The organism is Dactylosporangium sp. CA-139114 (genome assembly GCF_050955725.1).
Lineage (GTDB): Bacteria > Actinomycetota > Actinomycetes > Mycobacteriales > Micromonosporaceae > Dactylosporangium.
In genome coordinates, this window is record NZ_CP192080.1 from 4,878,657 (window position 1) to 4,901,672 (window position 23,016).

The following is a 23,016-nucleotide window of genomic DNA, read 5'->3' on the forward strand; positions in this document are numbered from 1 at the left end:
CGCCGCGGGTCGTGATCGCCGACGACCAGGCGCTCGTTCGCACCGGCTTCGCGATGATCCTCGGCGCCGACGGCATCGAGGTCGTCGCCGAGGCCGCCGACGGGGCCGAGGCGATCGACGCGGTCCGGCGCACGCGGCCCGACGTGGTGCTCATGGACGTGCGGATGCCGGGCGTGGACGGCCTCGAGGCCACCCGGCGCATCCTGGCCGACCACCCCGATCCGCCCCGGATCGTCATCCTGACGACCTTCGACCTGGACCGGTACGTGTACGCGGCCCTGAGCGCCGGCGCGAGCGGGTTCCTGCTCAAGGACGTCACCGCCGACCGCCTCGTCTCGGCGGTGCGCATGGTCCGCGCCGGGGACGCGCTCCTCGCGCCGAGCGTGACCCGCCGCCTGGTCGAGCGGTTCGCCCGGCGCGACGAGGAGTCGACGCTGCACCGGGACCTGTCCACCCTGACCCCGCGCGAGCTGGACATCCTCCGGCTGATCGCCCGCGGCCTGAGCAACACCGAGCTGGCGGCCCGGCTGCACATCAGCGAGACGACGGTGAAGACCCACGTCACCCGCATCCTGTCCAAGCTTGACATCCGCGACCGGGCGCAAGCCATCATCGCCGCGTACGAGACGGGGCTGATCGTTCCCGGCTCCGGCCCGCTGCCCGAGTGACCCCGTGTCCGCGCCCGTCAATGACAGCGGCGGACAGTGGAACCCGTCCACGTCTGCGCTGACCCACGGCGCCGTAGACGGCGGGCTCGCCCCCTACGGCGCCGTGGGCAACTCGCTACGGTTTTCCGTTGCGATGCTTCGGGTCCCCCGGGTAGGCCGCGCCGTTCGGGTTGCCCGGGTGCAGGATGGGCGCGAGCCGGTCGAGGATCGAGGCCAGTTCCTGACGGGCCGCGTCATCGGTCGCGTCGACCTGGGTCCGCAGGCCGGAGAACTGGCGGATCGCCCACTGCGCGAGCGTGGCCAGCCGGGCCAGCTCCTCCCGGTCGGGGCTGTAGCTGGGCCCCGAGCTGGCGCGATAGTCGCGCGCGGCCTGCTCGGCCGCGGCGTGTGCGGCTCGGATGATCTCGCTGGCCTGCTGCCGGGACTGCGCCACGAGGTGCGCGGCGTTGGTCTGAGCGGCGGCGACGATCTCGTCGACGTACTGCTGGGCCTGGACGCGCTCGGAGATGAGCGCCTCGTCCAGGCCGACGGGAGCGTTGTCGGGCAGCGCGCCGTGGCGGCGGGCGTAGACCTCCCGCTGGAGCCGCTCCACGTCGTGCAGCAGTGTGCTGATCTGCGCGTCGCGAGCGGCGATCTCCTCGGCCACCCGCTGCAGCAGCGCGTTGACCTCCCCGGGGTCGTAGCCCTTGCGGAAGCCGATCTGGCGAAGGCGGGCGTTGCGGATCTCATGGGGCGAGAGCGGCCTACGCCGTGGGGTGGATTCTGCGCTCATGGTCGGGTCACCTCCTCGAACACCCGCTCCGGCGTCATGGAGGCACGCAGCGGCGCATAGGTCTTGTCGTCGAACTGTTCCACGTGGATGCCGGCCGCGGCGTAGCCCTCGTCGCGCAGCGTCTGGCAGGTGCCGGCCACCATCGCCGGTGAGCCGCACACGTAGATCTGGCGATCGTGCCAGGTGCCGTGGCGCAGGGCGGCCTCGACCGCGGTGACCGGCTGCCCGCCGACGATGTCCTCGGACAGGGCCGTGATGACCTCGACCCAGCGCAGATCATCGGCGAGCTGGTCGAGCTCGGCCTGGTCGTGCAGGTCCCACCGGTTCGGGGCCCCGACGACGAGGGTGACCTTGCGGTTCTCCAGGCCGGCGGCCAGCTGCTCGATGATGGCCTTCATGGGCGCGACGCCGGTGCCGCCCGCCAGCATCAACAGGTCGGGGCCTGGCCCGGACGCCACGGTCAGGCGGTTGCCGATCGGCGATCCCAGGCGCAGCACGTCGCCCTCGCGGGCCTGGTACACCAGCGCGGGGGACAGCTGGCCGCCGGCCACGGCCCGCACGTGGAAGTCGATCGTGCCGTCCCGGCGCGGAGCGTTGGCCGGCGTCAGGTAGCGCCACACCTTCGGCCGCAGGTGCGACTCCACGGCGAGGGACTGCCCGGCCCGGTACCGCACCTCGCCCTTGGGCCGCACGGTGAGCACGGCGACGTCGCCGGTACGCCGCTCGTGGGAGACGATCTCGGCACTCCACCAGGCCGGCTCGAACGGGTCGACGGCCGCCGCGGCGTCGATCATCGCCTTGGCCACGATGCCGTACGCCGTGGCCCAGTCGGCGGCCAGCTGTTCGTTCCACGCGGGGCCCAGCCCGTGGGCCAGGGTGTGCAGCAGTGCCTGCCCGACGACGGGGTAGTGCTGCGGCTGGACCTCGAACCGGCGGTGGTCGCGACCGAGCTGCTCCACGAACGCGACCAGCGTCTCGGAGTCGTCCACATTGGACACGATGTGCCCGAGCGCGGACAGCAGCCGGTCGCGCTGGCCGCCCATCGAGGCGGAGAACATCTGGCGCAGGCTGGGGTCGATGCTGAACAGGGTGGCGTAGAAGTAGGCGGCGGCCTGATCGCCCAGCGGTACGACCTGCGCCCAGCTTGCTTTGAGCGCGGCTGTGTCCACTACCGCGCGTCCCCCTGCGCCCCGCTGACGATCAGCGAGCTGACCGAGCGCAGGACGTCGTCGGCGGCCTGCAGGATGTCCATCGGCACCTTGAAGTCGTGCATCACGGTCAGCAGGTGGAGGCTGACCCGCCGGTAGGCGTTGTCGGTGATGGTCAGGTGGGCGTGGGCCGCCCGCAGGTCACGGCCGTCGTACCGGTCGGGCCCGCCGAGCACCTTGGTCAGCATCAGCACCTGGTGCCGCTTGAGCGCGCCCAGCCCGCCGGACTCGACGAGCGGCGTGAAGAAGTCCCGGAGGGCGGGGTCGTCCAGCAGCCGCGCGTAGAACTCCTCCACGACCGCGGAGACCGCGGCGGCTCCGCCGATCGTGGTGAATGCCGAGGACGGGTTCTCCTGCTGTGCTTCGGCATCCAGATGGTCGAGCAGGGCCGTGTCCAGCGTCATCGTCGTGCACCTATCTTCGAGGGGATCCGGCCCGTGCGGATCTGGGCTCCTGACGGGCCGGGTCTGATCGCCGCGAGCCTATAGGTGGCTTATCCAACCGGCGCCTGGGCTGCTCGAACAGGCCGAATGGCCGATCGCACCCTCGCGTACCACGAGGGTGCAGCCGGACACGATGCCGGCCATGCGGGCCGCGTCGCCCCGCATGGCCGGGCGTTCTCGGGGCAGTGCACCCCGGTGCGTGCGGATGCATCGACCGGAGCTGTCATCGTCGCCGAGCGGTGCTGGGACGGGCTGGCCGCGGTGCCGTCCGCCCACACCGAGGTCGCGGTGGACGACGGCCGGATCACCGAGGTCGGCGAGCGGGTCGGGCGTGGCGGGAGGCGCGTCGTCGACCTCGGCGATCGCATGCTGTTGCCCGGCTTCATCGACTGTCACGTCCACACCACGGTCGAGCCGTCCGCCCTGCTGACCGCGTTCGTGTCCGACTCGGCCGCGGTGCTGGCCCTGCGGGCCCTGCCGGTGCTGCGCGACCTGCTCGACCGCGGCTTCACCACGGTGCGCGACCTGGCCACGTTCGCGGCGGACCCGGTCACGGTCCACCTGCGTGACGCCGTGGCGCGGGGCCTGGTGAGCGGGCCGCGCATGCTCGTGGCCCCGCACCTGATCTCGGCCCGCGGCGGCCACGGCGACATCTCCACGCTGCTCGCACCCGACTACGGCCGGGAGATCGGCGTGCTCGCCGACGGGCCCGCCGCCGTCACCGGCGCCGTGCGCGCGGAGATCCGCGCCGGCGCCGACTGGGTCAAGTTCGGGGCCACCGGCGGGTTCGGCACACCCGCGGACGACCCCGGCCGGACCACCTACACGCAGCGGGAGATGGACGTGCTCGTGGCCACCGCCGCCGAGCTGGGCGTGGCGTGCACCCCGCACGCGTACGGCGACGAAGGCGTCGCGCGCGCCGTGCGGGCCGGGGTGCGCTCGGTCGAGCACGGCAACCTCGCGTCCGCCGAGACCCTGTCGCTGATGCAGCGGCGCGGGGTGTTCCTCGTCCCCACCCAGTTCATGGTCTCCGACGCGCTGGAGCACCTCGACGACGGCGAGTACTGGCGGGGCAAGGATCCCGCCGAGCGCGCGAAGTTCGGCCGCTACGCCGACCAGCTGCGCGACAGTGCCCGCAACGTCGCCGCCAGTGAGGTGCGCATCGCATTCGGTTCCGACGCGGGCATGTTCCCGCACGAGCAGAACTGGCGGGAGTTCCCGGCCATGGTGCACACCGGCATCAGCCCGGCGCGGGCCCTGCGCGCGGCGACCAGCACCGCCGCCGACCTGCTGGGCCGCCCCGACCTCGGCCGCATCGAACCCGGCGCCGTCGCCGATCTGATCGCCCTGCCCGGCAACCCGTTCGACGACATCGACGCCACCGGTGCCGTCGACTTCGTCATGCGCGCCGGCGTCGTGCATCGGCCGGCGGCACCGGCGTGAGGGTCAGCGGGGGGTGAGCTTGAGGGTGGCGGCTCGGGCGGCCGGCGTCAGGATCATGTCGACGTAGGCGGTGTCGTGCTGGCGGTACTTGGTGCGGTACGCCGAGTCGATGCGGGCGTTGACGGGGTCGCTGTCGGGCACGTCGGTGAGGGTGACGTCGCGGTCGACGCCGTCGGTGTGGACGTGGCCCTGGTGCCGGGTGCGGGTGCTGCGGTACCAGGACGAGTCGGTGCCGTTGACGGCGCGGACGTACACGTCGTCGCCGTCCGGGACGACCCAGATCGTCGTCGGGGGCCGCAGGGTGCCGTCGGCGAGGGTCGGGGCGATCTGCAGTTCGTCGGCGGCGCCGATGCGGCGCAGCTCGTCGGGCGTCCACGAGGCCATGACGGGTCCTTTCGCAGAAGGTTCGGTCACCCGCCGCACTTCCCGTGGAGGCGGCGTTGAACCGCGGCCGTCACCGCCAGAAGCTGTCCTGCGGCGCGGCCACGACGTGGCGAGCACGATGTCCTCCCGGCGGGAGTGCCGGGCGATCGCCCGGCCGGCGAACGACTCGGACATGCCGCCCCGGTTCCATGGTGCTCAGGCCGGGCTGACGCCGGTGATGGTCAGGCGCAGGAGGCGGTTCGCCGCGGTGGCGGCGTCCGGGCTGTGCTCGGTGGCCAGCGCGATGCCCGTGACCAGGTTGAGCAGGTCGGTGATGGTCACCCCCGGGGTCAGCCCGCCGTCGCCCGCCGCGCGGCGCACCAGCGGGTCGCCCGCCTCGGTCAGCCGCGCGGTGGCGCAGTGCTCGTGGGCCTCGCCCGGGTCGGCCTCGTGGTCGCGGTTGAGGGCCTCGGCCAGGCCGCGGGTCGTGGCCGCGAACGCCAGCACGGCGTCGAGCCAGTCCAGCAGCGCGGCGCGGCTGTCCGGGTGTCCGGCCAGTTCCCGTGCGCGGTCGGCGAGCGCGTCGACCTGCTTGCGGAAGACCGCCTCGAGCAGGGCGTGCCGCGTCGGGAAGTGCCGGCGTACGGTCCCGGACCCGACCCCAGCCGTGCGGGCGATCTGTTCCAGCGACGCGTCGGCGCCCTGCTCGGCGATCGCCCGCTCGGCCACGGACAGCAGCAGCGTGTAGTTGCGGCGGGCGTCGGCGCGCTGACCGGTCATGCGTGCTCCACGGGCTCGCTAAGTGGCGGGGGTAGCCGTATCTTAGCCCGGACGGAAACGGCGCACCCCGCCGTTTCAGCGAAATCGTCCAGAAGGGCAGCTCATGCCGGCTGAATCCGCTCCCATGGAGAACTTCCTGCTCTCCGCGGCGTATCTGCTGCCCCGCGGTGCCGAGGGCGGCATCGTGACCGTGCTGCGGCCCTCGACGCGGCTCTCGCTGGTCGCGGTCGACGACATCGGCGCGACGGTGGCCGCGGCCGTGGCCCAGCCGCAGCGGTTCCACGAGATCGAGCTGGAGCTGGCGAGCGACCACCTCGCGATGACCGAGATCGCCGGGATCCTGTCCCGCGCCCTCGGCGTCCCGCTCGCCGCGCCCGACATGACCGAGCCCGAGGCGCTCGCCGCGGGCATGCCGGCGTACGCGGGCCTGCCGATGGAGCTGATGAACGTGGCCGGTCAGCCGGCGCGCCCGCGGTTCGCCCGCGCGCTCGGCATCCCACCGTGCGCCCCTGCCACGCCGCGTTCTCCGGCCGCCCGACGTTCACGGACAGCAGCAGACCCCGCACTCCGCCGGTGTCCGCGCGCGCCGGTCGGTGCGCGTCACCCGGTCGCGGTGGGACTGGTGTACGAGAAGACGATCATGTCCAGCATCGGGATGCCGTGCTCGGACAGCGGCGGCTGGATGTAGGCGAAGAAGTCGCGCCGCACCGAGTGCATCCGGAAGCCGCACCGCTGGTAGAAGGCGATGTTGTCCAGCGAGCAGTTGGCCGTGCCGACGAGCAGCGACCGGCCGTGGACGGGCAGCTCCGCCTGGACGGCCGCGACGAGGCGCCGGCCGACGCCGGTGCCCCGGCGGGCGGGATCGACGGCGATGTACAGCAGCTCGGACGGCTCCCGCCGGTCCCACCGCACGACCGCGGCACCGACGGTCTCGCCGCCGAGCCGGGCGGCGTACGCGCGGCAGGCCGGATCGCGCAGCGCGGCCCGGATGCGCTCGTCGTCCTCCTCGGCGTCGTGCAGGAGCGCCACCAGCGGCCCGGTGTCCGCGTCCGGCACCGCGACGATCTCCACGCTCATGCCCTCATGCTGCGCCCGGCGAGGGTGCCGGGCAACCGAGCATGCGACTCAGCGGCGCCGGCGGCGGGCGCGCTGGCGGCAGGTCGGCCCGCAGTAGCTGGGCGGCCGGCCCGTGGTGTGGATGCGCAGCCGGGTGCCGCACTCGAGGCAGTGCCGGGTTTCGTGACGCCGGCCGGCGTCCGTGTCACGAAACCCGACCTCTTTCGTGAGCAGGCCGCCGACCAGCAGCCGCACGAGCCGGGCGCCGCGGGTGCGGCTGCGATGGGCCGCGCGCAGCGCCGCGCCGCCGGCGATGAGTGCGGTCAGGTCGTCGACCCGCACATCGGCCCGCACCGAGCCGGCTCGCTGCGCGGCCAGCAGCAGCCGCTCCAGGGCCTGGCCGAACTCCCGGACGGCGGGGGCGAGGGCGGCGCGCGGCCAGCTCTTGTCGCCGGTGAGCCCGTTGCAGACGCTGACGCGGCCGGAGGACTGCTCGATCGCCTCGAGGAGCAGCCCGACCAGGGCCTCGCCCGGCGCGGCGCGGCCGGCCCATCGGTCGGCGGCGTGCGCCAGGCCGCGCACATGCTCGGCGAGCACCGCCTCGATGAGGATGTCCTTGCTCGGAAAGTGCCGGTAGACGGTGCCGGCCCCGACCCCGGCCCGCTGCGCGATGCGGGTCAGCGGCACCTCCAGCCCCTCGTCGGCGAAGACGCGCATCGCCGTGCGCAGCACGAGCTCGCGGTTGTGGCGGCCGTCGGCGCGCTCGGCGGTCATGTCACGAAATCCTTGTCCTCGGCCCGCAGCCGGGTGGATCGTTCCGGTTCATGTCACTATCACACGCGCCCGGGCCGATCGTCGTCACCGGCGCCACCGGCAAGCAGGGCGGTGCCACCGCGCGGCGGCTCCTGGAGCTGGGCCGGCCGGTCCGGGCCCTGGTCCGCGACATCACCGCACCGGCGGCCGTCGCGCTGGCCGCCGCCGGCGCGCGGCTCGTCCCGGGCGACCTCGACGCCCCGGCCGGCCTCGCGCCCGCGCTCGACGGCGCCGCCGCGGTGTTCGCCATCCCGCCCGTCACGCTCGACACGGACCGGGAGGTCGCCAGAGGACGGGCCCTGATCGACGCCGCGTCCGCCGCCGGGGTCGAGCAGATGGTGCTCAGCACGGTCGCGTCGTCCTCGACCAGGACGCAGTCCGCCAGGGGCAAGGCGCTCATCGAGCGGTACCTGCACGACCACATCAGGCTCGCCACGGTCCTGCGGCCCGTGCGGTTCATGACCAACTACCTCGGGACCGGCGCGGCCGGCTTCGAAGGGATCGTCCACGGGGTGCACCGTCACCTGTTCGCACCCCACGAGCCCATGCAGGTCATCGCGCTGGAGGACATCGCCGACTTCGCCGCGCTCGCGTTCGCCGACCCGGCCCGGTTCGCCGGCCGGACGCTGGAACTGGCCGGCGACGACCCGACCCCGGTCGAGGCGGCCGCCGCGATCAGCGAGGCCACCGGCGTCGAGGTCCGCTACGAGCAGCTCACCGAGGCCGAGGCGGTCGCGCTCGGCCCGATGGTCGAGCAGACCCTCCGGCGGTGGCGGACCGGTGAGCGCTGGCACGCGGACATCGAGGCGCTGCGCGTCATCCACCCCGGACTGCGCACGTTCGCCGGCTGGCTGGCCGAGTCCGGCGCCGCCGCCCTGCGCGCGTTCCTGGCCCCGGCCGGCGGTGAACAGTCCATCGACAAGAATTGACATCCGCGTCGCCGAACTGTAAATAAAGCTGACAGAGAGCGCTCTCAGGAGCGCCGAGAGAGGTCAGCCATGCGCAGGAAGCTCCAGGCGGCCCTGCTGGCCGCCGTGGTGGCCGTGCCGTTGTACTACGCCGTCACCGCCACCGTCGCCGCGAACGCCACCATCAACCCCGCCCCGCCCGGCTTCACGCTCACGTGGAGCGACGAGTTCGACGGGCCGAACGGCTCGGGGCTCGACACGAACGTCTGGAAGTACGACACCGGCCCCGGCTCGAGCTTCGGCACCGGGGAGATCGAGACCATGACGAGCAGTACCGCCAACGTCCACAAGGACGGCGCCGGGCACCTGCTGCTCACCGCCCTGCACAGCGGCTCCGACCCCCGCTCGGGCTGGACGTCGGGCCGGGTCGAGACGCAGGCGGCCACCTTCGGGGCGGCCCCGGGCGGCGTCATGCGCGTGGAGTCCCGGCTGCAGCAGCCGAACGTGACCACCGCGAACGGCGCCGGCTACTGGCCCGCGTTCTGGATGCTCGGCGCCCCGCTGCGGGCCGGCGTGCAGTGGCCGGGCTCGGGCGAGATCGACATCATGGAGGACATCAACGGCCGCAGCTCGCTGTTCAGCACCCTGCACTGCGGCGTCAACCCGGGCGGCCCCTGCAAGGAGAGCACCGGGCTCGGCAGCGGCGAGCGGGGCTGCCCCGGCTGCCAGACCGGGTTCCACGACTACGCGGTGGAGGTCGACCGCTCGGTCTCGCCGGAGCAGATCCGCTTCTACCTCGACGGCGGCAACTTCTTCACCCTGTTCGCCAACCAGGTGGACGCGACCACCTGGTCCAACGCCGTCGACCACCCGTTCTTCATCATCTACGACCTCGCCATCGGCGGCGGCTTCCCCGACGCGTTCGGCGGCGGCCCCAACGCCGCCACGATCTCGGGCGCGTCGATGGTCATCGACTCGGTGGCCGTCTACAACAAGGGCCCGGGCGGCGGATCGAGCGGTACCGGAAATACGGTCATCGGCCCCGGTGGCAAGTGCATGGACGTCTCCGGCGACGACATCGGCGGCAACGGCGCGGCCGTGCAGCTGTGGGACTGCCAGGCCGGGGCGGCCGACCAGCACTGGGTGCTCAAGAACAACGGCACCCTGCAGACGCTCGGCCGCTGCCTGGACGTCACCGGCGCCTCCTCGGCCGCCGGCGCGAAGCTGGAGCTGTGGGACTGCAACGCCGGCGGCTGGCAGCAGTGGCGCACGACGCCCAGCGGCACGCTCGTGAACGTCGGCTCCGGCCGCTGCCTCGACTCCCCGTCGGGCGCCACCGGCAACGGCACCCGGCTGCAGATCTGGGACTGCAACGGCAGCGGCGCGCAGTCCTTCGTCTACAACGGCGGCGCATCCAACATCGTCGGCCCGGCCGGCAAGTGCGTGGACGTCGCGGGCGACGACAGCGGCGGCGACGGCGCGGCCGTCCAGCTCTGGGACTGCCAGGACGCGTCCCGGGACCAGAACTGGAAGTGGAACGGCTCGGCCCTCACGACGCTCGGCCGGTGCCTCGACATCGCCGGTGGCGCGACCGGCAACGGTACCGTCCTGCAGCTGCACGACTGCACGGGCAACGCGGCACAGGTCTGGGTCGACGGCGGCAACGGCACGCTGCGCAACCCGCAGTCCGGCCGCTGCCTCGACGCCCCTTCGGGCAACACGGCCAACGGCACGCGGCTGCAGATCTGGGACTGCAACGGTTCCGGCGCGCAGACCTTCCGCAAGTCCTGACCCGTGACCATCGCGGAGCCCGGGGCGCGCTGCCCCGGGCTCCGGCGATGTCAGTCGCCGATCATCAGCGTCACCGCGGGGCGCGAGAGCGCCAGGCCGCCCTCGCACGCCGTCGTCGGATGACCCTCCCTCGCGCGTGGGCGCAGATCCCCGCCGTGCGGTAGACCACACGTTGCGACACGCGCAGGTAATTGTCCAACATTTGGCTCAATGGCAGGCTGGACCCCATGCCGCGCCTGAGGCCCAACGTGTCGCTGTCGGAGCAGGTCGCCGACCAGCTGCGCCGCCGCATCGCCGACGGCGAGTTCCCCGTCGGCGCGCTGCTGCCGACCGAGCACGAGCTGACCCGCGAGCTCGGCGTCAGCCGCAACAGCGTCCGCGAGGGCCTGCGCTCGCTCGTCCACGCCGGCCTGCTCGGCGCCCGGGCCGGCTACGGGACCTTCGTGATCGCCACGAGCGACCTCGGGCCCGCGCTCGCCCGGCGGCTGGAGCGCGACCGGGCGGCCGACGTCGCCGAGGTGCGCCTGCTGCTGGAGCGCGAGGGCGCGCGGCTCGCCGCGACCCGGGCCACCCCGCAGCAGCGCGCGGGCCTGGCCGAGGCGCTCGCCGCCCGCGCCGCGGCGACGGACGGCCCCGCCTACGCCGCGGCCGACATCGTGTTCCACCGGCTCCTGCTCGAGGCGTCGGGCAACGCCCTGCTCGCCGAGATCTACCGCGGCACCGGCGGCAACGAGCGCTCGCTGCAGCACCTGAACTCGCCCGACGTCGACCTGGCCGCGGCCCGGCCCCGGCTCGCGGACATCGACGCGAGCCACGCCGAGATCCTGGACGCGGTCATCGCCGGCGACCCGGACGCGGCCGCGGCCGCGGCCGAGCGCATGGCCCGGCTCGCCCACGAACTGCAAGAGGAAGCCGAGCACCATGACGCTCACTGACCGTGTCACCCGCCCGGCGAAGACCCGGACGGCGCACCCGGCACTGGTAATGGCCGGCCTGCTGCTGGTCGCGGCCAACCTGCGCGCCGCCATCACGAGCGTCGGGCCGGTCCTCGACGAGCTGCGCCACGACCTCGGCCTCACCTCGCTGACCGCCTCGGCGCTGATCAGCCTTCCGCTGATCGCCTTCGCCGTGGTCTCCCCGGTCGCTCCCGTGCTGGCCCGCCGCGTCGGCATCGAGCGCACCCTCGGCGCCGGTCTCGTGGTCCTCGCCGCCGGGCTCGTCGTGCGCTCGCTGCCCGGGGCGCCGCTGCTGTGGCTCGGCACCGCGCTGCTCGGTGTCGCGATCGCCGTGCTCAACGTGGTCCTGCCGGCGCTCGTCAAGCGCGACTTCCCGCACCGGATCGGGCCGGTCACCGGCGCGTACTCGTCGGTGCAGGCCAGCTTCGCGGCGATCGCGGCCGGGCTCGCCGTCCCGGCCGCCGGCTGGACCTCGGCCGGATGGCGCCTCCCGCTCGGCATGTGGGCCGGCCTGGCCCTCATCGCGCTGGCCGTCCTGGCCCCGCAGCTCGGCCGCCGCGGCGGGCCGCCGCCGAGCCCCGCCGACGTCCCGGCCGCGGGGGTCACCGCCACCCGCAGCCCGTGGCGCACCGCGCTCGGCTGGCAGGTCACCGCGTTCATGGCGCTGCAGTCGACCGGCTACTACATCCTCATCACCTGGCTGCCGTCGATCGAGAGCTCGGCGGGGGTCCCCGCGACCGAGGCCGGCGTGCACCAGCTGCTGCTGAACGCGTGCGGCATCGCGGGCAGCGTCGCCTGCTCCGCGCTCATCCCGCGGCTGCGCGACCAGCGGATGCTCGGGGTGGCGGGCCCGGTGCTGTACGCCGTCGCCACGTTCGGCATCCTCGCCGCCCCGCAGTACGGCGTCGTCTGGGCGATCTGCGCCGGGATCGCGGGCGGTTCGAGCATCGTGCTGGCACTGTCGTTCTTCGGCCTGCGCACCGGGCACCACACCCAGGCGGCGACCCTGTCCGGCATGGCCCAGTGCGTCGGCTACCTCGTCGCGGCGGCGGGCCCGCCCGCGGTCGGCGCGCTGCACGACGCCACCGGCTCGTGGACTCCGGCGCTGATCGCGATGATCGCGGTGGACGTCGTGCTCGTCGTGTCCGGTTTCCTGGCGGGTCGCGACCGCGTCATCGCCTGACGACACGGCATGCTGGGACGATGTCGGCACGGCAGCGGGTCCTCGACGGGTTGGCGCACCGCATCCTCGCGCTGCGCCTGGATCATCCGGCGCGCGTGGCCATCGACGGTCACTCCGCGGCCGGCAAGACGACCCTGGCCGACGAGCTGGCCACCACCCTGCGCGGGAGGACGGCTCGGCCGGTGCTGCGCGTCATGGTCGACCACTTCAAGCGGCACGTCGACCTGCGCACGCAGTATCCGCCCGGCTCGCCGGAGAGCTACTACTTCGAGATGTTCGACGTCGACGCGATCCGCGACGAGCTGCTGGTGCCGCTCGGACCGGGCGGCAACCGGCGGTACCGCACCCAGATCATGGATCTCAGCGGTCGCGTGCCCATCGACTCCGGGGCCCACGTGACCTCGGACGACGCGATCCTCGTCGCGGACGGCGGTTTCCTGCAGAAGCCGGCCCTGGCCCGGCACTGGGACCTGCGCGTCTATCTCCACATCGAGGTCGCGGACGTGCTGCGCCGGGGCACGGCTCGCGACCAGGCGTGGATGGACTCGGCGCAAGCCGCAGCCGAGCGGTACCGCACGTACTACATCCCCGGCGAGCAGCTGTACCTGGCCGAGGTCCGTCCCGCCGGGCAAGCGGACATCGTCATCGACAACCGTGACTTCGAGCGGCCTCGCGTCCTGCGTGGCGTGTTGCCGGAGGAGTAAAGCCGTAGGCGGGGTCTCGCGACCCGGCGCCCTGGGCATTGCTGATGCAGATGGCCCGCGGTCAGCAGGTCGACGCCGAAGAGGTGCTGCGGCGCTCGAGGCGCGGGCGCCGCAACACCTCGGTTCGCAGCTGCACGCGGTCACCGCGCTCGGCCCGATGCGGGGCGGCTCGGTGGAGCTCGCTGTGCGAGAAGTGGTACGGCTCGCACGAGGCGATGTTCGCGGCCGCCCAGGAGCCCGGGTTCGACGCGCCGCCCGGCAGCGGTGTGACGATGCTGCCGCTGCTCGCGCACTTCGAGTACGCGATGCGGGAGTACTGCTGGGGCAAGGTGACCCGGGATGGGCTCATCAGCTCCCGCCGGTACTTCCAGCGCCCCGCCGTCCAGCGCGAGCTCGACGACTGCGTGACGAGGTGGCGCTCGCCCGGCGTGCCCGCGCACACCCAGGCGCTCACCTGCGAGAACTGGCTCGCCGTCGCGTACGCGCTCTCCGGCCGCCGCGACGAGTGCAAGGCGGTCTTCGAGCGCATCGGCCCCTACGCCGCCTCGCACGTGTGGGGGTACTTCTTCGGCGCCGTCAGCGGCGGGTTCATCGCGAACTGGCGCTGGGCCAACCGCGTCCGCTGATCGGCCGCCGGGTCAACGCCCGGTCTCGTCGCGGCGGCGCGTCAGGTACGCCGTCGCGGCCCTGTTGCCCTCCAGCTCGATGGCCCGGTCGTAGGCCGCCCGCGCCTCCGCGCCGCGGCCCAACCGGCGCAGCAGCCGGGCGCGGGTGGCGTGGAAGGCCGGGTAGCCCTCCAGCGGCAGCCCCTCCACCTGCGCCAGCGCCACCTGCGGGCCGTCGAGCTCGGCGACGGCGACGGCCCGGTTGAGCCGCACGATCGGCGTGGGTTCGAGCCGCAGCAGCATGTCGTAGAGCGCGACGGTCTGCGACCAGTCGGTGTCGCGCACGTCCGGGGCGTCGGTGTGCACGGCGTTGATCGCGGCGAGGATCTGGTACCGCCCCGGCGCCTGCCCGGACGCGAGCCGCGCCCGGACCAGGGCGTGCCCCTCGGCGACCAGGGCGCGGTCCCAGGCGCCGCGGTCCTGGTCGTCGAGCGGCACCAGCTCGCCGCTCGCCGACATCCGCGCGGCCCGGCGGGCCTCGGTCAGCAGCATCAGCGCGAGCAGCCCGGCGACCTCGCCGTCGGCCGGCATCAGCTCCCGGACCAGCCGGGTCAGCCGGATCGCCTCGGCGGTCAGGTCCTCGCGGATCGCCTCGCGCTGCGGGTCGCCGGCCAGGTAGCCCTCGTTGAAGATGAGGTAGAGCACGGTGAGCACCCCGGTGACGCGCGCCGGAAGGTCCTCGCGGTCCGGCACCCGGTACGGGATCCGGGCCGCCTTGATCTTCGCCTTGGCGCGGGTGATCCGCTGGCCCATCGCGCTCTCCTGGACCAGGAACGCGCGGGCGATCTCGGCCACGGTGAGCCCGCCGACCATCCGCAGCGTCAGCGCGGTCCGCGCCTCCATCGCGAGCGCGGGGTGGCAGCAGGTGAAGACGAGGCGGAGCCGGTCGTCGTCGATGGCGCCGAGCGGTTCCGCAGTGTCGGTGAGCATCAGCGCCTCCTTGTGCTTCTCGTCGCGCTTGGCCTCGCGCCGGAGCCGGTCGACCGCCTTGCGCTGGGCGGTGGTGGCGAGCCACGCGCCGGGGTTCGGCGGAACGCCGTCGACCGGCCAGCGCTCGACGGCGGTCGCGAACGCCTCGGCCGCCATCTCCTCGGCGACGTCGAGGTCGCCGATGCGGCGGGCGAGCCCGGCGACCACCCGGGCCCACTCGGCGCGGTACACCCCGGCGATCCTCTCCTCGATCCCGGTCACAGGAACGGCCGGACCTCGACCCTGCGGTTGCACGCCTTCGACCCGCCGGAGGCGAGCCGCAGCGCCACGTCGAGGTCCGGGGCCTCGATGATCCAGAAGCCGACGGCGAACTCCTTCGTCTCCACGAACGGCCCGTCGGTGAACACCGCCTCGCCGGCCCGGCTGTCGACGACCGTGGCCGTGGCCGGCGCCCCGAGGCCGCCGGCGAAGACCCAGTAGCCGCCGGCCCGCAGCTGCTCGTTGAAGGCGTCGATCGCGACGTCCTCCTCCTCGGTGGCGTGCTCGGTGCTGTCGTTGAGCACGGAAATCAGGTACTGCGCCATCGCTCTCGTCTCCCGTCTCGGGCGGGCCCGCCGCGGGCCGCCGCTCGCCTCTCCTACGAACGCCGCCGCCGCGATCCGACAGGCCCGGCGAACAATTTCTGCAGGAATGTGTACGGCGAACGCCCGCAACGTGATGCTATCGGCACGTGACGGACGGTGAGCCGCACCGGCTCCTCGCGGACCCCGAGCCACTGCGACGCCGCGAGTCCAGCGTCGTGGTCCGCGCGGGCGTGCGCCACCTCGGCGCCGTCGGCGCGGCCGCCGCGGGCGCGCTACCGTTGCGGGGCGACGCCCCGAGGAGCGACCGGCGCGCCGTCGACCCCGCGGCCGGCACGCGACGCTCGACGACCACGCGCTCGTCAGCGCTGCCCGCAGTACATCGGATGGTTGGCAAACCGCCTGAAACCGAACGTGACCATCCCGTCGCGTGGTGTGCTCAGGGGAGTGGCGCCGGTCGGCGGGGCCGTGAGCACGGGGGTGCACCATGGGACGGACGCTCGCACGCAACGCAATCGTGACCCTGACCCTGGCCGGTGCGGTGGCGGCCGCCGCGCCCGCAACACCGGCCGCAGCGGCCCCGGGCATGATCCCCATCGGCCTGGCGAACAAGATCGTGCTGGAGCGCTCCGGCGGGCTCGCCGGCGAGCAGACCGCGTTCGTGGTGGACCGCGGCACCGTCGGCGGCCGGCCCGCGCTGCGGATGGCCGGCAGCGTCAGGTTCCTGCGGCTGCGCCCCGCGTACCAGCCGAAGCACCCGTGCTGCGACCGGTACGCGTACCGCATCACGGTCACCTACCGCACCGGGTTGCACAAGTCCGTGTCGACCGTGCAGGGCACCAAGGCCCCGCGGATCCTCTGGGACACGATCGAGCAGGCCGAGCGGTACGGCGTGCGCCCCTTCGCGCCCCGCTGACGCCCGGCCTCTTGCGGCAACCGCCTGAGCCCAGTTCACGCAGCACGTCGGCGTGACCCCGGCGAGGAGGGCTTCGACCATTCCGGCACCGCCCAGGTCGGCGGGGTGGCCGCGCACGACCACCTCGCCGGCTTCAGGGAGTGAGCAGCCGGGCGCGGAGCCGGTAGATGTGGTCCTCGCGGTCCCGGCGTCCGGCCGGGCCGGGGCCCTCGCGGGGGATGAACGCCCCGGCGTCCGAGCGCGTCCACTCGCGCGACGCGAAGCGCTCCAGAATCCGCCACCCGCCGCCGCGGCGCTCCATCACGTCGACGAAGCGGAAGCCGCTGGTGAAGTTCAGCTTCGGGTCGTGCGACGGGGTGCCCCAGTGGACCGCCATGCCGTAGGTCTCCGACAGCGCCCGGTCGCCCACGACCTCCACGAGGTGGTTGGCCACCAGGTGCTGCGTGCCGTCGAAGCCGCGGACCTTCGGCTCCACCCAGGCGATGTAGTCCTCGATCGGGCCGTCGAAGCCGGTGTGGTGGTCGATCCCGCCGGGGTGGTAGCAGGACCGGACCAGCTCCATGTCGAGCCGGTCGATGCCCCGGCAGTAGCGGCACACCACGGCGCGGATCGCGTCCTCGTCAGTCATCGAACCTCCTCGGTCGAGAGCCTGGTGTGAGCCAGGCCCGCACGGCTAAGCTACCAAGCACTTGCTTGGTTAGGGAATCTGTTCGCTGGCAACGGAAGCGGGGTCGCGATGGCGCGGTTGGGCTTCAACCTCATGGGCGTCGACGAGCTCTACGGCAGGCGGTTCGCCGGGCTGCTCGAGGCGGCCGCGCTGGCCGACCGGGCGGGCGTCGACCTGCTCGTGCTGCCCGACCACGTGACGATGAGCGAGCGGGCGCACCGGGAGCGGGTCGCGCTCGGCTTCCCGTACCCGATCGCGACCAACTGGTACGAGCCGCTGACCGCGCTCGCGGCCGTCGCCGGCGTCACCGAACGGGCCCGGCTCGGCACCAACGTGCTCATCGCGCCGATCCGCCCGGCCGTCCTGCTGGCCAAGCAGCTCGCCACCCTCGACGTCATCTGCGGCGGGCGGCTCGACGTCGGGCTCGGGGTGGGGTGGCAGGAGGAGGAGTACCGCACGACCGAGCGCGCGTTCGAGGGCCGCTTCGGCTACCTCGAGGAGCAGGTCGCCGTGTGCCGGGCACTCTGGGGCGGCGGGCCCGCCGCGCACGCCGGCCGGCACCTGGCGTTCACGGACCTGCACAGCATGCCGCTGCCCGTGCAGGGCGCCGACCTGCGGCTGTCGTTCGGCTTCAACCCCACCCCGCGGGCGATCGAGCGCATCGTGCGCCACGGGCTCGGCTGGTGGGCGGCGCCGATGCCGATCGAGGACTTCCGGGCCGCGGTCGCCGGGATTCGCGCGGCGTGCGAGCGGGCCGGCCGGGACCCGCGCTCGGTCACCGTCACCGCCGCCACGACCCTGGTGGCGCACGAGATGACGGCCGAGGAGGCCGGCGCGCCGCCGGTGCTCGAGGAGGCGCGGCAGCTGTGGGACGCGGGCGCCGACTGCGTGATCGTGCACCCGATCGCCTTCGTCCGGGGCCCGCAGGAGCTGCCGGCCTTCCTGCAGCCCCTCCTCGAGGCGCGCGACGCTCGCGCCGTCACCTCCGCAGGCTCCGGTGCCGGCGCGAGGGACCTGTGTTGATGGTGAGCGGCCCCTCCGCTTCGCTGCGGACCGCTCACGCCGTCACCTGCGCAGGCTCCGGTGCCGGCGCGAGGGACCTGTGTTGATGGTGAGCGGCCCCTCCGCTTCGCTCCGGACCGCTCACGCCGTCACCTCCGCAGGCTCCGGTGCCGGCGCGGGGCCGCCGCGCGGTCGTAGGCCTCCTGGACTCGGTCCATCGGCAGGCGGTCGGTGACGTAGGCGTCCAGGAGCGCCGGGTGGTCCTGGAGGTGCCGCTGCGCCGGCCGCAGCACCCGCGGCCGATCCTTGGTCGTCCCGGCCCGCAGCGTCAGGTCCTTGCGCAAGAACGTGTGCATCGGCACCGGGTACACCAGGTCGTCGGGCACCCCGAAGTAGTAGGAGCCACGCGGAGCTGATCCGGGCCATCGAGCAGGGCGACGGCCCCGGGGCCGCGATCCTGGCCCGGCGGCACCAGGAGGACACGCAGCCGCAGGCCAACCTCGGCGTGGACCCCGCGGTGGTGGTCAACGCGCAGCTGATCCGCCCGCCGGACTGAGGCTGTTGCGCTGGATGAGCGCGATCGCCACCGCCGCGGCGGCCGGGACGAGCCCGCACACGGCCATCCCGGCGCGGGCCCCGAAGGCGTTGGTGAGCGCCCCGATGATCGGCGCGCCGAACGGGGTCCCGCCGGTGAACACCAGCATGTAGAGCCCCATCACGCGGCCGCGCATCGCCGGGTCGACCCACAGCTGGACGGAGGCGTTGGCGAGCGCCTGGAACGCGAGGTTCACGAATCCGAGCGCGGCCAGCAGCGGCAGGAACACCGGCAGGTTCGGCGCGGCCGCGGCGAGCAGCTGGACGGCGCCGAAGAGCCCGCCGTACACCATGATGCGCCGCAGGCCGGTGCGGACCGTGGAACCGGCGACGAGCGCACCCACCGCGGACCCGACGGCCAGGACGATGTTGAACAGCCCGTAGAGGCCCGCGGCGCCCCCGAACGACTCGGTCGCGATCGCGGTGAGCACGATCGGGAAGTTCAGGCCGAAGGTGCCGACGACCCCGACCAGGACGATGGTCCACAGCACCCGCGGGCGCTCGCGCACGTAGTGTGCCGCGGTGCGGAACGCGCGCGGCTCGCGCCCGGCCGGCGGCGCGGGGGTCAGGTCGGCCGGGCGCAGTCGCAGCAGGGCGATCGTCGGCCCGATGTAGCACAGCGCGTTGCCCGCGAACGCCCAGCCGATGCCGGCCGTGCCGATGAGCACGCTCGCGGCGGCCGGCCCGACGAGCCGGGTGGCCTGGAACACCGACGCGTTGAGGGCGACCGCCCCGCGCAGGTGGCTGGGCGGCACCGCCTCGTTCGCGAACACCTGCCGGGTCGGCGCGTCGACGGCGAAGACGAGGCCGGTGAGCAGGGCGAACGCGAACACATGGCCGATGCGTACGGCACCGGCGATGGTGAGCGCGGCCAGCGTGGCGGTGAGGACCGCGTTGACCGACTGGGTGATGAGCAGCGTGCGGCGCTTCGGGTACCGGTCGGCGAGCAGGCCGCCGTGCACCCCCAGGAACAGGATGGGCAGGAACTGCAGGGCCATCGTGACGCCGACGGCGGCCGGGCTGTCCGTGAGCCGCAGGGCCAGCCAGTCCAGCGCGATGCTGCCCATCCAGGCGCCGGTGTTGGCGAGGGTCTGTCCGGTGAGATAGATGCGGTAGCCGCGGAATCGTAGCGCGGTGAACGGGGTCGGGCTCAGAACGGCGGAGGCCGTGGTCACGACCTCAACCTTTCCCGAGGCCACCGACATAGGGAACCCCGATAACGTGACTCACAGTTATAGTCATTCGCTATGGCCGCCCTGTATGACCCGCAGTTGCTCGCCACCCTCCTCGCGGTCGAGCAGACCGGCAGCTTCACCCAGGCCGCGGACCGGCTGCGGATTCGCCAGCCGACGGTCAGCCAGCACATCCGCCGCCTCGAGGAGCAGGTCGGCCGCACGCTCGTGCACCGCACCACGCACACCGTGGCACTGACCGCCGACGGCGAGGCGATGCTCGGCTTCGCGCGCACGATCCTCGCCGCGCACGAGCAGGCGGCCGCGTATTTCACCGGCTCCCGCCCCCGGGGCCGCCTGCGCATCGGGATGTCCGACGACCTCGCCCTGACCCGGCTGCCGCAGATCCTGTGGGAGTTCCGCCGCGACAACCCGCTGGTCGACTTCTACCTGACCGTCGAGCAGAGCCGGGTGCTGCACGAGTGGATGGAGAGCGACAAGCTGGACGTGCTCGTCGGCAAGCGGGCGCCGGGCGACGGCCGCGGCCAGCTCGTGAAGCGCGACCGGCTCGTGTGGGTCGGCACGCCCGCGACGAAGCTCGACCTGACGCGGCCCGTTCCGCTGGTGGTGTACGCCGCGCCGAGCGTGTCACGCGACGAGATGCGCAAGGCGTTGCACCGGGCGCAGCTGCCGTACCGCAGCGCCTGCGTGTGCCGCGGCGTGAACGGCCTCATCGCCGGGGTCGCGGCCGGGATCGGGGTGTCCGCGCTGGCCGCGAGCCTGGTCCCGCCCCAGCTCACCGTGCTCGGGCCGGCGCACCGCCTGCCCGAGCTCGGCACCATCGACCTCGTGCTGCTGGCCAATCCCCGGGCCGAGCAGCGGCCGGCGGTGAAGGCCCTGATCGCCACCATCCTGGCGAGCGGCTCCCGTTCCCTGAGCCCCTCGACCGCCTGAGCCGCCGCGGCGCGAGCCGAAACTCGTTGGCCCCGTCGCCGCGGGCCGTGCGACGATCGTCGTCGTTGGGCCGCTAGCTCAATGGGTAGAGCTTCCGGCTGGTCAGCACGTCCGCCCACCGCCCCTCGCGGCCATGGGTGTGCTTCCTTCTCCTTGTTGGACCGGAGGGTTCGGGGTTCGAGTCCCCGGCGGCCCACATCGTCACAGCACAGTCCGGCGACCGCGGAACGGAGGAGCGCGTGCTCGAGAAGCTGATCGTCAGCAAGACGCTGCGGGTGCCGGCGAGCACCGGGGCGGCCGGCGACGGCGCGGCCGTGGCGCGGCAGCTCGACGCGGCGCTGCTCGACGCCGGGTTCTCGGCGTCGCGGGCGCTGCTGGAGCACGTCGGCGGCCTGGCGCCCGGCCCGGCGATGGACCTCGCCGCCGCGGCCGTGTCCGCGGTCCGCGAGCTCGTCGGCGACCACGTGCGGCACAACGCGTACTTCCGCGACTTCCCCGACGGCGTGCCGGACACCGTGGACTTCTGGATGCAGCGGCTGGCGGCGGCGGTCCTGGCCGGCGGCGCGACGGCCTGCGCCGACGGGCGGCTGAACCTGCTCGAGCTGCCCGGCTACGGCACCTACCAGCACACGTACGCCGATCTCCTGGCCGCGCACGACGAGTTCGTCGCGGCGGCCGGTGACCGGCTCACCGTGCTGCACCTCGGCGACACCGTCGAGGTGGAGGCGTCGCGGCTGTACCTGGCCCTGGCCGGCGGCACCGTGCCCCTCGGCGAGGCCGACCTCGCGATCCTCGGCGAGCTCACGGTCGCCTGCGTGGACGGCGAGCAGCCGGACGCGATCCCGGTGCGGGAGCACCGCGCCGTGCTCAACGGGGTCCGCCTCGTGCTCGGCCGGCCGCTGGTCGCCGTCGACACGACCACCGACGTGCTGCGGCTGGCCTGCCACGTCTGCGGCGGGGACGCCTCGCTCGGGACGGCCACCAGGTTCCGGGCCTTCCCGCGCCGGCAGCGGCGGGTCCTGCTGGCGGCTCTGGACGAGGTCGTCGGCGCGAACCCGGCCAAGCTCGGCGACGTCGCGCGGTTCTCGGAGCCGTGGAAGCGGCTCGGCGAGCGGCTGCATCCGCACGAGTACGCCCAGTGGCCGCACGCCCAGGCGGTGTTCGCGGTCGCCCGCGGCGAGCGGAAGGTGCCCGGCATCGCCGGTCGCGCGGAGGCGGCGATCCGCGCCGGTGCCGTCGCACCCGCGGCGTCGGTGCTCTCGGCCGCGCCGGGCCTGCTCCTGCGCTGTGCGGACCGGCTGCTGCGCATCGCCCCGGCGGCGCAGCGCTCGGCCGTGGTCGAGGCCGTCTCGGGCGCGCTCGGCTCGGCGTCGGGCCGCGTGCTGTGCTCGCTGCGGGAGCACGTCGGCAACCGGCTGACGCCCGCGTCGGCCCGCATGTTCGCGAACCGCTCGCGGGGTGCGTGGGTGGCCCGCGACACCCGCCCGGCGCTGCCGGCCGGGCTCGTGGCCGAGCTGTCGTCGCGGCTCGACACCGAGATCCTCGCCCGGCTGCCGCAGCTGCCGCACCCGCTGCTGGTGGACCCGGACGTGCTCGACGTCGCGCTGCCGTTGTCCGGCCGGGCGGCCGAGGGCGGGTTCGCGGTGCTGCCGCGGGGGTCGCGGTCAATGGTCTCGGGCGAGCTGCTGCGGTTCTTCATGTATTGGCGGCAGACCGCGCGCCGCACCGACTACGACCTGTCGGTGCAGATGCTCGACGCCGAGTTCCACCCGGCGGGCCAGGTGTCGTGGACGAACTACCGCGGCGGCGGTCTCGTGCACTCCGGCGACATCACCGACGCGACCGACGGCGCCACCGAGTTCATCGACATGCCGTTGTCGAAGACGCGGGTCCGTTACGTCGTGCCGCAGGTGTACATCTACACGGGGGAGTCGTTCGACGACGTCGCCGAGTCGATGTTCGGCTACCAGACCCGCGCGAAGGACCAGCAGGGCGCCCCGTTCGACGCCCGCACCGTGCGCGCCCGTTCGGACCTGCGAGGCCCGGGCCGGGTGGCGCTGCCGATGGTCTTCGCGCAGGGCAAGCGCGGCTGGGAGGCCGTGTGGCTGCACCTGTACCTGCGCGGCATGCCGGCGTTCAACCGCGTCGAGGACAACACGCTCACCGTCGCCGACCGGGTGCGGGCACTCGTCGAGCGGCGGTACCTGACCGTGTCCTACCTCGTCGACCTGTTCGCCACGCGGACCGCGGTGGCGATGTGGGACGGTGAGGTGCCGGACGAGCCGGTGACGTACATCGGCATCCACGCGCCCGACGACCTCCCGGAGGGGTCGCAGGCGTTCACCCTGGATCGGCTCGCCGAGCTGATCCCCGAGTAGACTGGCGGCGGCCGAGGCCATGCGGGAGCTTCCTTCTTCTCCGTTCAATTCGGGAACTCCGCGCGAGCG

The 23,016-nt window shown here is 73.7% G+C and carries 26 protein-coding genes and 1 tRNA gene; 15 read left to right on the top strand and 12 right to left on the bottom strand.

The window, feature by feature from the left end; all coding sequences use genetic code 11:
• Window positions 1-53: 53 nt before the first annotated feature.
• Window positions 54-668 (top strand): response regulator, encoded by a 615-nt coding sequence (locus tag ACQP2P_RS22120; protein ID WP_433619203.1) that lies wholly within the window; start codon window positions 54-56, stop codon window positions 666-668.
• Window positions 669-783: 115 nt separating this feature from the next.
• Here the strand turns inward: ACQP2P_RS22120 and ACQP2P_RS22125 are convergent, their stop codons facing one another.
• Genes ACQP2P_RS22125 through ACQP2P_RS22135 form a run of 3 tightly spaced genes read right to left on the bottom strand, consistent with a single transcriptional unit; the run spans window position 784 to window position 3,052 of the window.
• Window positions 784-1,440, bottom strand: coding sequence for a DivIVA domain-containing protein (locus tag ACQP2P_RS22125; RefSeq protein WP_433618764.1), 657 nt, complete (start codon window positions 1,438-1,440; stop codon window positions 784-786).
• A complete protein-coding gene (locus ACQP2P_RS22130) occupies window positions 1,437-2,609 on the bottom strand; it encodes a globin domain-containing protein (protein WP_433618766.1) in 1,173 nt (390 codons plus the stop codon). Before ACQP2P_RS22130 ends, ACQP2P_RS22125 begins: the two co-directional genes overlap by 4 nt.
• On the bottom strand, window positions 2,609-3,052 hold the full coding sequence (locus tag ACQP2P_RS22135) for a group I truncated hemoglobin (RefSeq protein ID WP_433618768.1): 444 nt from the start codon (window positions 3,050-3,052) through the stop codon (window positions 2,609-2,611). Before ACQP2P_RS22135 ends, ACQP2P_RS22130 begins: the two co-directional genes overlap by 1 nt.
• Here ACQP2P_RS22135 and ACQP2P_RS22140 point away from each other — a divergent pair.
• Together ACQP2P_RS22140 and ACQP2P_RS22145 are read left to right on the top strand one after the other, a co-directional pair.
• A complete protein-coding gene (locus ACQP2P_RS22140) occupies window positions 3,023-3,136 on the top strand; it encodes an antitoxin MazE-like protein (protein WP_433618770.1) in 114 nt (37 codons plus the stop codon). The genes ACQP2P_RS22135 and ACQP2P_RS22140 overlap by 30 nt on opposite strands.
• Before the next feature lie 150 nt (window positions 3,137-3,286).
• Window positions 3,287-4,534, top strand: coding sequence for an amidohydrolase family protein (locus ACQP2P_RS22145; RefSeq protein ID WP_433618772.1), 1,248 nt, complete (start codon window positions 3,287-3,289; stop codon window positions 4,532-4,534).
• Between the two features lie 3 nt (window positions 4,535-4,537).
• Here ACQP2P_RS22145 and ACQP2P_RS22150 read toward each other — a convergent pair whose 3' ends face one another.
• Both ACQP2P_RS22150 and ACQP2P_RS22155 read right to left on the bottom strand, forming a co-directional pair.
• Window positions 4,538-4,918 (bottom strand): DUF2255 family protein, encoded by a 381-nt coding sequence (locus ACQP2P_RS22150; RefSeq protein ID WP_433618774.1) that lies wholly within the window; start codon window positions 4,916-4,918, stop codon window positions 4,538-4,540.
• Window positions 4,919-5,113: 195 nt separating this feature from the next.
• The gene (locus tag ACQP2P_RS22155; RefSeq protein ID WP_433618776.1) at window positions 5,114-5,677 is read right to left on the bottom strand and encodes a TetR/AcrR family transcriptional regulator; all 564 of its coding nucleotides are present in this window, start codon (window positions 5,675-5,677) and stop codon (window positions 5,114-5,116) included.
• A gap of 103 nt (window positions 5,678-5,780) precedes the next feature.
• On the opposite strand from ACQP2P_RS22155, the gene ACQP2P_RS22160 reads away from it, so the two are divergent.
• Entirely contained in the window at window positions 5,781-6,365 is a 585-nt protein-coding gene (locus tag ACQP2P_RS22160) for an NmrA family NAD(P)-binding protein (protein ID WP_433618778.1), read from the top strand.
• Here the strand turns inward: ACQP2P_RS22160 and ACQP2P_RS22165 are convergent.
• Entirely contained in the window at window positions 6,278-6,754 is a 477-nt protein-coding gene (locus ACQP2P_RS22165; protein ID WP_433618780.1) for a GNAT family N-acetyltransferase, read from the bottom strand. The genes ACQP2P_RS22160 and ACQP2P_RS22165 overlap by 88 nt on opposite strands.
• 48 nt (window positions 6,755-6,802) lie before the next feature.
• Entirely contained in the window at window positions 6,803-7,507 is a 705-nt protein-coding gene (locus ACQP2P_RS22170) for a TetR family transcriptional regulator (protein WP_433618782.1), read from the bottom strand.
• Window positions 7,508-7,557: 50 nt separating this feature from the next.
• On the opposite strand from ACQP2P_RS22170, the gene ACQP2P_RS22175 reads away from it, so the two are divergent.
• The 6 genes from ACQP2P_RS22175 (at window position 7,558) to ACQP2P_RS22200 (ending at window position 13,714) form a co-directional block, all read left to right on the top strand.
• Window positions 7,558-8,475, top strand: coding sequence for an NmrA family NAD(P)-binding protein (locus ACQP2P_RS22175; protein ID WP_433618784.1), 918 nt, complete (start codon window positions 7,558-7,560; stop codon window positions 8,473-8,475).
• A 69-nt stretch (window positions 8,476-8,544) separates the two neighbouring features.
• Window positions 8,545-10,245 carry a ricin-type beta-trefoil lectin domain protein gene (locus tag ACQP2P_RS22180; protein WP_433618786.1) on the top strand — a complete coding sequence of 567 codons (1,701 nt, stop codon included), beginning with the start codon at window positions 8,545-8,547 and terminating at the stop codon, window positions 10,243-10,245.
• A gap of 227 nt (window positions 10,246-10,472) precedes the next feature.
• Window positions 10,473-11,180, top strand: a complete 708-nt coding sequence (locus ACQP2P_RS22185; RefSeq protein ID WP_433618788.1) for a FadR/GntR family transcriptional regulator — start codon at window positions 10,473-10,475, stop codon at window positions 11,178-11,180.
• Window positions 11,167-12,384: a CynX/NimT family MFS transporter gene (locus tag ACQP2P_RS22190; protein WP_433618790.1), complete on the top strand. Its 1,218-nt coding sequence runs from the start codon at window positions 11,167-11,169 to the stop codon at window positions 12,382-12,384. The genes ACQP2P_RS22185 and ACQP2P_RS22190 overlap by 14 nt, the downstream gene beginning before the upstream one ends.
• 20 nt (window positions 12,385-12,404) lie before the next feature.
• Entirely contained in the window at window positions 12,405-13,088 is a 684-nt protein-coding gene (locus tag ACQP2P_RS22195; RefSeq protein ID WP_433618792.1) for a uridylate kinase, read from the top strand.
• A gap of 44 nt (window positions 13,089-13,132) precedes the next feature.
• Entirely contained in the window at window positions 13,133-13,714 is a 582-nt protein-coding gene (locus tag ACQP2P_RS22200; protein ID WP_433618794.1) for a hypothetical protein, read from the top strand.
• A 12-nt stretch (window positions 13,715-13,726) separates the two neighbouring features.
• Here the strand turns inward: ACQP2P_RS22200 and ACQP2P_RS22205 are convergent, their stop codons facing one another.
• Window positions 13,727-14,944, bottom strand: coding sequence for an RNA polymerase sigma factor (locus tag ACQP2P_RS22205; protein WP_433618796.1), 1,218 nt, complete (start codon window positions 14,942-14,944; stop codon window positions 13,727-13,729).
• On the bottom strand, window positions 14,941-15,267 hold the full coding sequence (locus tag ACQP2P_RS22210; protein WP_433618798.1) for a YciI family protein: 327 nt from the start codon (window positions 15,265-15,267) through the stop codon (window positions 14,941-14,943). The genes ACQP2P_RS22205 and ACQP2P_RS22210 overlap by 4 nt, the downstream gene beginning before the upstream one ends.
• 514 nt (window positions 15,268-15,781) lie before the next feature.
• On the opposite strand from ACQP2P_RS22210, the gene ACQP2P_RS22215 reads away from it, so the two are divergent.
• Window positions 15,782-16,180 carry a protealysin inhibitor emfourin gene (locus ACQP2P_RS22215; protein WP_433618800.1) on the top strand — a complete coding sequence of 133 codons (399 nt, stop codon included), beginning with the start codon at window positions 15,782-15,784 and terminating at the stop codon, window positions 16,178-16,180.
• 133 nt (window positions 16,181-16,313) lie between these two features.
• On the opposite strand, the gene ACQP2P_RS22220 is transcribed toward ACQP2P_RS22215, so the two are convergent.
• Window positions 16,314-16,808, bottom strand: a complete 495-nt coding sequence (locus ACQP2P_RS22220; protein WP_433618802.1) for a nuclear transport factor 2 family protein — start codon at window positions 16,806-16,808, stop codon at window positions 16,314-16,316.
• 108 nt (window positions 16,809-16,916) lie between these two features.
• Here ACQP2P_RS22220 and ACQP2P_RS22225 point away from each other — a divergent pair, with 108 nt between their 5' ends.
• Window positions 16,917-17,870, top strand: coding sequence for a TIGR03619 family F420-dependent LLM class oxidoreductase (locus ACQP2P_RS22225; RefSeq protein WP_433618804.1), 954 nt, complete (start codon window positions 16,917-16,919; stop codon window positions 17,868-17,870).
• 128 nt (window positions 17,871-17,998) lie between these two features.
• Here the strand turns inward: ACQP2P_RS22225 and ACQP2P_RS22230 are convergent, their stop codons facing one another.
• Window positions 17,999-18,235 carry a hypothetical protein gene (locus tag ACQP2P_RS22230; protein WP_433618806.1) on the bottom strand — a complete coding sequence of 79 codons (237 nt, stop codon included), beginning with the start codon at window positions 18,233-18,235 and terminating at the stop codon, window positions 17,999-18,001.
• A gap of 138 nt (window positions 18,236-18,373) precedes the next feature.
• Window positions 18,374-19,618, bottom strand: coding sequence for an MFS transporter (locus tag ACQP2P_RS22235; RefSeq protein ID WP_433618808.1), 1,245 nt, complete (start codon window positions 19,616-19,618; stop codon window positions 18,374-18,376).
• A 72-nt stretch (window positions 19,619-19,690) separates the two neighbouring features.
• On the opposite strand from ACQP2P_RS22235, the gene ACQP2P_RS22240 reads away from it, so the two are divergent.
• The 3 genes from ACQP2P_RS22240 (at window position 19,691) to ACQP2P_RS22250 (ending at window position 22,947) form a co-directional block, all read left to right on the top strand.
• Window positions 19,691-20,569, top strand: a complete 879-nt coding sequence (locus ACQP2P_RS22240; RefSeq protein WP_433618810.1) for a LysR family transcriptional regulator — start codon at window positions 19,691-19,693, stop codon at window positions 20,567-20,569.
• 67 nt (window positions 20,570-20,636) lie between these two features.
• Window positions 20,637-20,765: transfer RNA gene (locus ACQP2P_RS22245), tRNA-OTHER, on the top strand.
• A gap of 43 nt (window positions 20,766-20,808) precedes the next feature.
• Window positions 20,809-22,947 carry a hypothetical protein gene (locus ACQP2P_RS22250; protein ID WP_433618812.1) on the top strand — a complete coding sequence of 713 codons (2,139 nt, stop codon included), beginning with the start codon at window positions 20,809-20,811 and terminating at the stop codon, window positions 22,945-22,947.
• Window positions 22,948-23,016 lie beyond the last annotated feature (69 nt).